Annotated in this window: 8 protein-coding genes; 2 read left to right on the forward strand and 6 right to left on the reverse strand. The window is 37.3% G+C overall.

Going from position 1 to position 12,636, the window contains the following annotated elements; genetic code table 11:
• Positions 1-96 precede the first annotated feature (96 nt).
• Positions 97-1,215: an AraC family transcriptional regulator gene (locus tag CLV96_RS18015; protein ID WP_004786683.1), complete on the forward strand. Its 1,119-nt coding sequence runs from the start codon at positions 97-99 to the stop codon at positions 1,213-1,215.
• A gap of 1 nt (position 1,216) precedes the next feature.
• Here CLV96_RS18015 and CLV96_RS18020 read toward each other — a convergent pair whose 3' ends face one another.
• From CLV96_RS18020 to CLV96_RS18045, 6 genes are all read right to left on the reverse strand, one after another.
• Complete coding sequence (locus CLV96_RS18020) at positions 1,217-2,380, reverse strand: YheT family hydrolase (protein ID WP_081581536.1); 1,164 nt, start codon at positions 2,378-2,380, stop codon at positions 1,217-1,219.
• 9 nt (positions 2,381-2,389) lie between these two features.
• Entirely contained in the window at positions 2,390-4,081 is a 1,692-nt protein-coding gene (locus CLV96_RS18025) for a glycoside hydrolase family 2 protein (RefSeq protein ID WP_004784587.1), read from the reverse strand.
• Positions 4,078-5,409 carry an MFS transporter gene (locus tag CLV96_RS18030; RefSeq protein ID WP_004786515.1) on the reverse strand — a complete coding sequence of 444 codons (1,332 nt, stop codon included), beginning with the start codon at positions 5,407-5,409 and terminating at the stop codon, positions 4,078-4,080. Before CLV96_RS18030 ends, CLV96_RS18025 begins: the two co-directional genes overlap by 4 nt.
• A gap of 95 nt (positions 5,410-5,504) precedes the next feature.
• Positions 5,505-7,028: a lipid A deacylase LpxR family protein gene (locus CLV96_RS18035; protein ID WP_004785275.1), complete on the reverse strand. Its 1,524-nt coding sequence runs from the start codon at positions 7,026-7,028 to the stop codon at positions 5,505-5,507.
• A gap of 70 nt (positions 7,029-7,098) precedes the next feature.
• Positions 7,099-9,774 (reverse strand): beta strand repeat-containing protein, encoded by a 2,676-nt coding sequence (locus CLV96_RS18040; protein WP_004784231.1) that lies wholly within the window; start codon positions 9,772-9,774, stop codon positions 7,099-7,101.
• Between the two features lie 285 nt (positions 9,775-10,059).
• Positions 10,060-10,377 carry a DUF3817 domain-containing protein gene (locus tag CLV96_RS18045; protein WP_004784883.1) on the reverse strand — a complete coding sequence of 106 codons (318 nt, stop codon included), beginning with the start codon at positions 10,375-10,377 and terminating at the stop codon, positions 10,060-10,062.
• A gap of 226 nt (positions 10,378-10,603) precedes the next feature.
• On the opposite strand from CLV96_RS18045, the gene CLV96_RS18050 reads away from it, so the two are divergent.
• Positions 10,604-12,616 carry a neutral/alkaline non-lysosomal ceramidase N-terminal domain-containing protein gene (locus CLV96_RS18050; protein WP_004786551.1) on the forward strand — a complete coding sequence of 671 codons (2,013 nt, stop codon included), beginning with the start codon at positions 10,604-10,606 and terminating at the stop codon, positions 12,614-12,616.
• Positions 12,617-12,636: the final 20 nt, after the last annotated feature.

A 12,636-nucleotide genomic window follows, 5' to 3' on the forward strand; every position in this document is an offset into this window, starting at 1 on the left:
GTCTTTCGGTCGTCCATGCGGATACAGACGGACTAAAAAAGGAGAGACTTCCCTTAAAAAAATAGACAGAAAAAAAAACACATTCTTGATAGAGGAATGAATCTGATTCCATTTGCAGGAGCCGTTGTCTCCTCTTTGCTTGCAATCGCACATTGGATTAAAATAAAAGAAAATCGGTTTTTAGAAGATCATCAAATAGTAACGTCAATTCCAATGGAAAACCGTTTTTTGTATCGGTATGCACCTTCGTTTCTTTTCATTTCGCTTACCATTTTACAATTTCATATTTATCTTGAATTAACAAATCAGATTTATGTATTACCGTTTTTTTATGGCATTCATATTCCTTGCCTCCTACTCATTGGACCTCTTAGTTATATTTTTTTTGAAGATATGAGTGGCGGTGGGTTTAAAAAAATCCGATGGTACCATTTTTTGCCTAGTTTATTTGGTTTTATTTATCTTTTTGTAGTTTGGTCAAAAATTTCCTCTCTGCCATTTCTGGATTCTACGGACCATCATTCTATTTCATATGATCATTTCTCCGTTGGAATCTTTTTGTGTTTGGGAGTTTTATCTATTTTTGGATACACACTTGCCATTTTGATTCGTATATATCGTTGGAAGTCTGATTTCAATAAAACAATAGGTTCTTCTTTTTTACCTTTTTTGTATTTTATGGGATATTCTTTGTTAGTTGTTACTTTATTTGTCATTGCACAACTTTTCTTTATGCAAATATTCCTTGTTGCATGTGCGGGGCTAACTTTTCTTTTGGCTTATATTTTATTGTTAAAAATTAACCATAAAGAACTCATTCCAAATTTTAAGAAAGAAACCCGATTGGCTCGTTATCAAGAAAGCCGAATCAAAGGAGTTGATATCACTCTAGTTCTGCAGCAACTAGAAGAACTCATGAGTTCGGAAAAGTTGTTTTTAAATGAAGACCTTAGTTTAGCAGTTTTGTCAAAACGGTTGGGTATTAGTAGTCACCAACTTTCCGAAATTTTAAACTCAAAACTTAATTGTACCTTTCGTAATTATGTCAATGGATTCCGTTTGCAGGAATCAGCAAGACTTCTATTAGAACAACCACAGATGACAATCTTAAGTGTGATCTATGCTTCTGGATTTAATTCAAAATCATCCTTTCATAAACTTTTTCAAAATCGATTTGGTCTTTCGCCACAAAAATACCGATCGCAATCCGACTAATTTACGTTCGTTTCTTCTTTTTTGATGGTTTTTGATTCATTGTATCTGCTTTTAGAACTGCTGCAAAATATTCACCAATAACAATATCTGACCAAGAGTTTGCTTTGAGTCCTTCGAAATATGCAATATGACTTCCGCGTTTCGTATGCAAGTGGATAGTATTTGGAAGAGTTTCTAACCAATGCAAATTTTCCAAGACATTTTGATTCACACAAATAGGATCGTCTGCCGAGTTTAGGACAAGCAAGGGAGTTTTTATATTTTTTGCAACTAACACAGGGTTGGAATGGTAATAGTATTTTTCTTTATTTTTGAACCCTGAAACTGCATGTAGTTTATCTTGAAACTCACCAATAGTTTTGATTTTTAATAATTCCTCAATTCCTTTTAGCTTTGATAAACTTTCATAATGCGTTTTTAAAAAATAGTTAATTAACCTTTGGCCCATTATTTTACTATAAACCGGATGAACTCGATGAAATGCTTTTTCTATATCATAGGCCGGAGAGACTGCAACAGCAGCTTTAAATTGACTTTTTGCACCCGCTTCTCCTAAATAACGAGCGAGTAACCCGGATCCAGCGGAAATACCTACACCAAATAATGGGTTGTCAGGAAATCTTTTTTGGATATGAGATAATTGTTCTTTTAGGTCGGATGTAGAACCCATTGTATTAATTTTAGGTGTTGTGAGAGGTAAGTTCCCATGACCTCTGCGAATGCAGACCACTACAATCCAATTGTATCGTTCTCGTAAGTATTTAACCGTGGATTTAACATCTTGTTCATCCCCACTAATCGTATGGAAAACCACAATAATCGGAGTCCTATCTTTTTTTGTGTTTTTCGTTAAACCTGACCAAGCAAGACCAGTGATCCCTCCATCCTTCATTTTTAATTGTTCCAATTGATCGTAATCAAATTTTTTTGTACGATATTCGCGAAACATTAAAAGAAATAACATTAAGTGTTGGTTAAAACACCAGAAAGTCGGATAATATTTATTTGTTAGGTGTGGCGATTGATCAATGACACGTAGTAAAAAATCTGATTCACTAAATCTGAGAACTGGTGTTTCTACAACTTCCCAAAAATAGTAGATTATAAAAACTATCAAACCAATAAAGAGGAAAGTTATAAGAGGATGGTTTATCAGAAAACTCACTCGATTGTCCTATTTGTAGACCAGTTTTGCATTTAAATTTTTCATAAAATCAATATCAAACTTAATCACTTTTCTATCGTATGTGACAATGCCGTTTATTTCTTCTTCGACATCGCTCACTTGAGTATAAATTGCTGCACTTAATCCTTGGTCGATCAAAGGGATGAGTTCGGATTCAATTAATTTTTTATATTCTTTTTCTAAACTTTGTTTATCAGGTAGGATTTTGTATCCAAAGAGTTTATTTTCATCGAATACATGGCCTTCTGTTTTTAATGAGTATCCACCAAATTCACTGAGAACTATCACTCTTTTTTCATTTTTTGGAACTTTTAGCTTTTGGTAATATAAATGTAAACTTTTTAGATCACTGCTTTCTTGGCCCTGGTCATACCATCCGCTGACACTGTCGATAGTTCTTGTATCATCTAGTTTTTTTAATTTTTCAGTGAGCTGTATGCTATCGAATTGTCCCCAACCTTCATTGAACAATACCCAAACAGATAAACTCACTGTATTTTTTAATAAGTGAACAGTTTTGTCTATTTCGGATATAAACTCTTTTCTTCCTGCTTCATCGGTTCTATTTAAGAATTTATATTTTGTATCTTTAGTTTTCCAGCCAATAAATGGTAGGTAAGCGACCTTCCAAGTTTCATAAGCACCTCCACCACAAACAAAATCCTGCCAAACGAGGATTCCCAATCGATCACAATGATAATACCAACGTAATGGCTCAATTTTAATATGTTTTCTTAACATATTAAAGCCCATATCTTTCATCAATTTTATTTCTTTTATCATTTCCTCATCGTTAGGTGGTGTTAAAAGTCCTTCAAACCAATAGCCTTGGTCTAAAAGTCCATTATGGAAATATGGTTTATTGTTTAAAAATAATCTTTTGAACTTTCCATCAAAGCCGATTGAAAATTTTCTCATTCCAAAATATGATTTTACTGTATCACCAGATGACTTAATTAAAACTTCGTAAAGTTTTGGATTCTCTGGTGACCAAAGTTCCATATTGGGAATTTCTATATTGGCATTTTTTAGAGACGATTCTCCTATGATTTTATTTCCGTCAAAAATTTGAATGATTGTGTTGGTGCTGTCTGTTGTTACATTGATTTCGACAGTTTTTGTATCAATATTGGGTGTGATCTTAATGTCTTTTATATAATCTTTCGATACACTTTCTAACCAAACGGTTTGCCAAATCCCCGATTGAGGCGTATACCAGATCCCACCACGTTTAAGTTTTTGTTTCCCTCTTGCTTGGTGTCCAGTGTCTGTTGGATCTGTTACGATGAGTTGGATTTCGTTTTTTCCAATTTGAATCCATTGGGTAACATCAAATTGGAATGGTAAAAACCCGCCTCTATGCGATCCTACTTCTTTTCCATTGATAAAACAAATACAGGAATAATCTACAGCACCAAAGTGGAGTAATGTGATATCTCTTACAAAATCAGAAGGAATTTCAAAATTTCTTTTATAAACTAATTCTTCATTTGGCTGAAGAATAAAATTTCCGATGCCACTTGCGATTGACTCCGGTGAAAAGGGGACATTGATTTTGTATTCGATTTTGGATTTCCGATCAGATTTAACATGTGTTAGATCCCATTCACCATTTAAGTTAATATAACTATCTCGTTCTAGTTGTGGGCGAGGGTATTCTGTGTGAGAAATTTTTTTCATTTTGGATGGTTACCTTTGAAAAGTAAAGAAAGTGGAATGAATATTAATAAACAGAAAATAGCGCCAACTAAAAAGATTTCAGGAGCAGGTACATGCGCTGTGGCACCATTGACTGGATCAATGTAGCTAAGATTCGTTCTTTCATTGATTGTTTCGCCAATCATTGGACCTATGTACATTGGAATTAGGACAAAGAAGATCATCCTAATCCCTTGCAATTTTCCGGTATTTTCTTGAGGTGTGTAATCGCGAATCTGCGCTCCCAAAAGAGCCAAAACCTGAACAAATCCTGTGATCAAAATAAGACTTGTTAGTCCAGTAAACCACATAACTTCTGTTTTTAAGTTTAGATCAATGGTTTTTGACATTGTATATAAAGAAAGCATCCCAAAAATATAAATTATCGAAAAGTATATTAGTAATTTGTTTTTATTTTTTCCATCAAATTGTTTTCCTAGTAAAACTGTGATGATACTTGCTCCAAGAATCACTCCAGCAAGAACAATAGAATATTGAATGGCATCAAATTTTAAATACTCTTGCATATAAATGATAAGATAGGGCATGTACACTTGGCTTGCAATTCCGTAGATTCCCATGGCTAAAAAATATAAATATAAACTTTGATTTTCTTTGATTACATTCAGTTTAAATCCGTACGCAAGGTCAGACAAAAAATTGGTGTTTTGTTTTTTAAGATTAGGATTGTCCTTGATTAACCAAATTCCAATGATTCCGGAAACCGACATCATGGTTCCTACTGCAACAAAGAGTCCAGGATAACCAAGTGCATTTACTATGATTCCAAAACCACCGGCAACAATCAACATTGCAAGCAATGGCATTGCTGATAGAACCCCTTCTGCAAGACTTCTTGCATTTTCCGTGTTATCGGTAACGTAGGCATTAAAGGCAGCGTCGTTGGCAGTGGAACCAAAGGCTGTCATTATACAATCTAAAGTAATCACAATGGCGATGGTAAGGCTTATTATTTGGTTTGTGTCTGATAAATGAAACCAGTCGGCAGTATTTTCTTTTGAGATGAATGCAAAAGATAGTGTGAGTAGACCCCAAAGAAGATAACCAAAGGAGATAAAATACTTTCGATTTCCTGCTTTATCAGTTAAAATTCCTGCAATTAAGGTTGTGAAGGTAGCAACAATTCCACTCAGTTGAACCATCAGAGTGACGGAAGAAGTGTTCTTCGCGATGGTATTATAAATAAAAAGATTAAAATACATATTCTCAACGGACCAAGCGATCTGTCCGACGAGACCAAATAAAATGAGTACGGACCAGAGTCGTCCACCTAAATTATGATTGTTCATGATCGCATAGTGTCAGCGAAAGACACCTGTCTTGGCGATCAAAATTTTGACACTGGTTCAAATTTCTTTGATAGCAATTCTAATTACAAAAAAATTTAGAATACTTTTCCCAACTGAAATCCCAACCATTGGTGCTGTTGGGGCAAACCTTTTCCTGCTTGGAAGTCGATTGTTTGGTAGTTGTAATGAATTCCAAATAAAAAACCAGCATTGGATACGGACACAAATCCAGCCCGGACAAAACCAACTGCACGTTTTAAATCAGCTACGTACGTTTTTTCATCTCTATACTCAATTTCTTCACGTAACAGCTGCAATAAGATTTCTCTTTGTTTTGGATCTAAAATAAATTGGGACAAAATTTCATAGGAATATAGCCGTACGATTGGCGGCAGCTTCCCTCCATCCGGTCTAAAGATAGAATAAATTGCCAAAGCACGGGCGTTATCTGGTATTTGGTCCCATTGGTCCGAAAGATTTTTTAACAAAAATAATCTCATCCCTCTTTCGATATCTTCTGCACCGTTAAAAATGTTATTAAAAATCAAATAGTTGAGTCCAACATCATAAGGGTTTGTTGTTCCCTTTACTAAAAATTCGTTAAACAAAATGTATCTTTGTAATGAATTTTTACCATTATCTTCTGCAAGAGCCCTATATAGAATTTCTCTTTCGCCTGTTTCCGGGGTGGGATTATTTAAATAGTTATCCCAATTGCTGAATGCGGATTCTCTACTTTGAGCTTTATAAGTTTTGTCTGTTCCTATTTGTCCTTGGATTGTGGCATTATAAAATTGAAACGTTCCACCGGGGTTTATATAGAAATACCAATATCCTTTCCCATCTTCATGAAGAATGGGAGGACCGGGTTGTAAAGCTGAACTTCCTGGTCCTGGGGTTTTATCAACGTTCCCAAATCGAAAGATAAGTCCAAATGATGCATCAGTTTGGATATTCCCTAGATTCAAATTGTATTGTGTACCAAAAAACCGATGATGAAACTTTCTTACATCAGTTCGCAATGCACCTGAATAGGAATTTGGAATTTGTGTATCCCAACCTTGTGGTGTTGGCGAACCAATTAAGTTGTGAAAATTCATTTGGGCTGACTTGCCACCGACAGAAGGCCCAATCATTCCCACTTCTAATTCTGTAGTGATACTTGTGTCTTCAGTTGCAGTCGTTAAAGAATTACTAAAGTAGGCTCGACTTGAATAAGGTCTATCTCCATAAGATACATCCGCCTTTGTGATGTTAGTTGGTGTATAGAACTCCTGTCCTAAAGCAAATCCTTGCAGATGTTTTGTAGTTTGAGACGGAGTAATAAATAAATCATTCCAGTATCCTAATATTCTTCTAGTGGGATTGGATTCACCAGCAGTCATATGAAATTCCAATCGAGAACCATTTGTATAATAACGATCGGAAAAGGCTCCAAAAGCATCATTTTCCATTATGAGTCGAATCTGATACTGGTCTTTGGGCTCGAGAACAGTTTTTTCTATCTCAGGTAGGACTTCCTTTTTGGTCGGGTTTTGTTTTTTTGTCACCTTCGTTGTTTGGGCCTTCAAACTAATATTAAAAATAACCAAAAGGACAAGGAGGTGTAAGGCTTTCATGGTCCTATAGAAAAATCCCTAGAGGAATTCGCAAGGAACTCTCCAGGGATTTGGGGAATGTATGGTAAGATTAATTGACTGTTAAGGTTCCCATTTGGGCATCAGAAAAGGAAAGTCCGGGATTGGAACCATTTCCATCTAAATCACAGTAAGTTGTTGATGTGATGCCAGCGATGGAAAACCGAAAAACAAATCGATAAGTACCTGGTGTGGAAGGAGCGGTAAGGGTCGTGAAATATTCATCGTCATTACCAATCTGAAGGTTATACGTTGCAGGTGTAAATACCCATAAATGAGGGTGGGTGATCGGGTTTGTATTGTTTGGACCATAACCTGCACTTGCTGCAACCCTGTTATCAGCTCCTGCTACATCAGAAATACCTGTATGATAAACTCTACCATAAACGATATCAGTGGTTCCACCAGCGTTTGCGATGAGACCATTTGGCCATTGTAAAACGCAGTAGTGTACGATCGGTAAATTCGTCGGTGTTTTGTTTACTTCGGTGCTGAGAGAACTTTCTCCTCCTGCATGAATTGCGACCAACCGAAAGTAATAAACAGTATCGTTGGTGAGTCCAGTCACAACAATGGGAGAGGATGTACCGGAAACCGATGCATTACTTGTCGTGACCCCAGCCGAAGTTCCATAATAAACTTTGTAACTAGTGGCTCCCGCTACTGTCGAAAAGGCGATGGAGATTTGAGTGTTGCCTACGGTTGCAGAAGAGATTGTCGGTGTCGAAGGGGGGCCGACGGACACAGCTAAACTTGAAACTGTAGAATTATTTCCCGCTTGGTCACAACTTCTAGCCTTTATCGTATAACTTCCATTTGGTAAAGTTGCTGCTGTTGTATATTCCGTGCCACTAGAAATCGTACATGCCGATCCACCACTAAAAGAAGGGTCGGTTCCTGAGGTTGAATATGCAGTTTTTTTGCAACCTGTTCCGCCAGTATCACTACAACTTAAGTTAACAGTCGTTCCACTGGGATGTGGTCCACCCGTTGTGGGAGAAGTGATACTTACGTTTGGTGCCGTAGTATCCTTGGTAAGTGAGAAGGAATTGGATCCATAATTAGAAACAAGGTTTGCAACGCAGATTCGAATTGTATTTGATCCGACAGAAAAATTGTTATTTGTAATGGTGGAAGTGGTGTCTGGTCCACCAGCCGAAACGTTTCCTGTGACGCTGAGATTACCAGATCCATTGGACAACGTTGTGCCAGTTGAACAACTTGAGCCACCGACTCGCAATTGGTAAGTGCCTGCTTTGGAACTTTGCCAAGAAATTGAAACCGTTTCCGTTCCATCTAAATAAGTAGGATGGGAGTTGATGGTAATGTTGGCAACAGTTGTATCGACTTTGTAGAGCCCTGTAGTGACAGCACTTACATTTCCAGCAGAATCCCTAGCAATGTACTTTAAATAATTGGAATTGGCATCGGAAAGTGAAATGGCTGCGGTGTATTCTGTTCCAGAAGTGATATTTCCTGTGGATCCGTTGATGACTGGATTTGGTGGTGCAGAACCTGATTGTAATGCATAAGCAATTTTTGTACAACCAGATCCACCCGTATCGGAACAAGCGAAAGTAACAGATGTCGTAGTGGAAAAATCTCCCTGGCCAGGAGTGGGTGTCACGACTGGTGCTGTATCATCTCGTGTGATCTGAAATGTTTGAGACCCTGTGAGTCCCAAGGCAGTAACACAAATTCTATATTCTTTATTTCCTTCCGAAGTAAAATGAGACCCTGCATTTCTTGTGAAAGTTTTATTTACACTCGCCGTGACTGATCCATTGTCAACTTCCGTTCCGTTGTTACAAGAGGATGATCCTTCTCTAATACTGTAAGTCCCTGTTTTATTAGAAGTCCAAGTGGCAGTTGAGTTGGTGATGGCTCCTGCCGAATTGCTAATATAATTTGCTGAAAGGGATACAGATACCGAAGGAGCTGCTGAATCAATTGTATATGTTCCTGTTGTGACCGTTGATAAGTTTCCAGCAAGGTCTCTACATAAAGCTTTTAATGTGTAATTTCCATCGCCAGAAAAAGTAATCGATCGACTCGGTGGATTAACCGTTATACCAACCTTAGGTGAAAAAGACGGAGTACTGCCATCGATCGTGTAAAGAATAGAACCTGGAGCGATAGAATCTTGGCACTGGATATTGACGTTAATGTTGGAGGAGGAGGTAGCTGAACTAGGAGACAGATTTAATGTCGGTGAAACATTATCAGTTAATACTTGACCAATCGTGGTATCATTGGCAGTTCCATCGCCATCTGTGTCAAATCCATCTGGGATTCCATCTTTATTAACATCAACTAATACGACTGTGGTGCCAGAACCATTAGGACCAGTTGTAATTGTAATGATCCCTAAATCGTTGACGGAAATATAATAGTCGGCAACACCATCTCCATTTTGATCAATTGCATCGGGCACCCCGTCACCATTTGTATCAAGCAAGATAATGGAAGGGAAATCATTTCCATTCAGGGTAATCCCATCCGCTACTCCATCCCCATTCGAATCTGTGAGAATTCCATCGGAGACTCCATTTTGATTCAAATCAATAGTGGCACCAGGTTTTAAGTTTGCCGAATTTCCTGAGGAACCTCCACCTAAACCTAATAAAATAGACTCCATTCCTGATTTTTTGTCTTCCCCAGGCAATAATATACATTGGGTTAGAATCAGAATGGAAATAAACATTGGAGTTAGGTGGTTTTTTTTCATATGGCGTTTCACTTGTTAGACGATAACCACATACGAAAGAAATTTATTAACTTGTCAATAGGAAATTAGCCGGTTGGTACTCATTCTTTTTACGATTTGCTTTTAGCAAATTTGCGTATTCCCTCTAGAAAATGGAGGATTACTTCCTGTATTTAGGTTTTCGTTTTCCGTAATGATTGCATATACAATACGTTTGTCCCGATTGTTAAATCTGTGAGACTTTGCAATCGAGACTACTTGCACCAAGCAGTGTTTTGATATAAACCAGGATTTTCTTAATCTTTTTTATTTTGATTCTTCCGAATCATCTTTTAAGTATAAATAACGTTCTGCTATAAAGGTTCCAAAAGGAAGAACGGAGGCAAGCGCCGCTAAAAAAGTTTTTTTCAGCTTCCAACCTAACTCCACTTTTACTTGGAATAGTTCCACCAAATACAAAAGAAATAATAACCCGTGGATGAGCCCAACGACCTTATTCGGTTCTGGATTTTGATACAGATATTTGAGAGGCATAGTCACAAAGAGAATCGTGAGAAATGAAAGGCCTTCCAAAAAAGCCAAAATGCGAAATCTTCCTAATTTTGTTTGGAGTAAATGATACAAAGGTAAATCCTTTAAAGTTCGGTATTTTCCAGGTTCTTGACTTTCTTTGGATTCGTCCTTACTTTCTTCAGTGACTTACCATTCCCTTTGGGTTTCCTTTTGCCTTTTTTTTAGTCAAAATGATGGGTTTATTGGGAAATGACTCCTTCTCCTTTGGTTCGGATATAGAATTAGTCGACAATTGTTCGGGATTGACATTTCGAACGAAGCCATTACAATCTGAAAGATGCAGTTTCGAATTTCACTAATTGTTCTCTTTTGTTTCACGTTTTCTCTCCATTCTGAAGAGAAACCAGTCTATTCTGCCGCGATGGCAAAAAAAGACATCACAGGTCCATCTGTTGGTGTTATGTTTTGGGGTTATGCGAGAGAGGACCAAACTGGACTTGGGATTCATACAAGGCAGTATGCTCGTTCCCTTGTCATTCGAGACCAAAGTTCCAAAAAACTTTTGGCTTATGTTACTGCGGAGGTGGGAGGAATACCTTTCGAAATCCAAAGAGATGTTGTGAAAAGACTTCAGCTAGAGTTAGATCCATCATTTAACTATGGCAATGTGTTAATCAATGCATCTCATACACACAGTGGTCCTGCGGGACATTTTCATTATTCCGAAGTTTCTTTTTATTCAAAAGAATTCTATTCAGAATCTTATGCGGTTCTTAGAGATGGAATTTTTGAATCAATTAAAGAAGCTTATCAAAAATTAAAACCTGCTGAATTGATCGTCGGAAAGGCCATGGTGAAGGAAGCAGGGGTCAATCGGAGTCTTTCGGCATATCTTGCCAACCCAGAATTAGAAAGAAAAACCTACTCGGACAACATTGATCGGGAAATGCTCCAACTAACAGTATCTATATCTGGAGTTCCAATTGGTTTTGTCAATTGGTATGGCGTACATCCAACTAATATTACTTTTGACAATCGTCTTATTTCTTCAGATAATAAGGGGATTGCATCTTTACTTGCAGAGTCAGAAGCCAAAAAACAAGGTTTAAACGATTTTGTTGCGATTTTTGCTCAAGCAAACGAAGGCGATGTCTCTCCCAATCTTAATTTAAACAACACCGGTCCAGGAAAGGACATGTATGACAGTAGTTTTATCATCGGCAAAAGACAATTTTTAGCTAGTCAAGAGATCTTAAAATCAGAACGCAAACGGTTGTCAGGTGGAATTTCTTTTACACAACGATTTATTGATATGAGTAAACACCCTGTCAGTAGTGAATTTTCTGGAACAGGTAAAACAGAAACCACATGTCCTTCTGCATATGGATATTCATTTGCTGCTGGTTCTACGGAAGAAGGAGGAGGTCATTGGTTGTTCCACGAAGGTATGACAAACCAAAATCGTAGATTTTATATTGATTGGATTGCAAAGTTTATGTTGCAGTCTCCGTCTCAAGAGTTAAGAGAATGCCAAAATCCGAAAGCAGTCCTATTCCCTATGGGAGAGACAAAACCTATTCCGAGTCTTCCGCAAATTTTACCTTATGGCCTCGCAGTTGTTGGAAATTTAACGATTCTTGTTTTGCCACATGAAGTCACAACAATGTCGAGTCGAAGATTAAAAAAAGAAGTTCAGTCTATATTAAAAGATCAATCTTCAGAAATTGTATTGTCTGGGCTAACTAACGATTTTTCTGGATACATCACAACACCGGAAGAATATTCTACGCAAAATTATGAAGGTGGTCATACCTTACACGGACCACAAAGTTTAAACGCCTTAAGGCAAGAGTTTCATAAAATGTCATTGGAGTTAAAAAGTGGTTCACCCGTTCCTACGACTACTGTTATGCCTTTGGATTTGTCCGATCGAATTCATCCTTTGAAAATTCCTTCTGCTGACGTGATTTCAAATAAACCTCAAAATATCATTCAACCTAATGCGGAGACATATAAAAAAGGAGAAGTCATCTCTTGTCGAGTGGCTTCTGCACATCCCAATGTTGGTTATCCAAAAGTTTTTTCTTATCTTTGGGTTGAAGCTCTAGATGGAGGTAATTGGAAACCGATTCGGTCTGATGCAGATTTTGATACTAAATTTATTTATCAAAAACGAGGCCTTTGGGGCAAAAGTGAAGAAAGTTTAGAATTAATTTGGGAAACAGGTGCTGAAACCAAATCTGGTGAATACCGATTGGTTCACGAAGGAATGTATCTCAGTGCAGATGGTAAAAAAAATCAATACCGTATAGAGTGTCCAAACTTTAGAATAGGTGAAGGCAGAATATAAGATTGCCAAACAAATCAGAT

Origin of the sequence: Leptospira meyeri (genome assembly GCF_004368965.1) — a bacterium.
In the GTDB taxonomy this organism is placed as follows: domain Bacteria; phylum Spirochaetota; class Leptospiria; order Leptospirales; family Leptospiraceae; genus Leptospira_A; species Leptospira_A meyeri.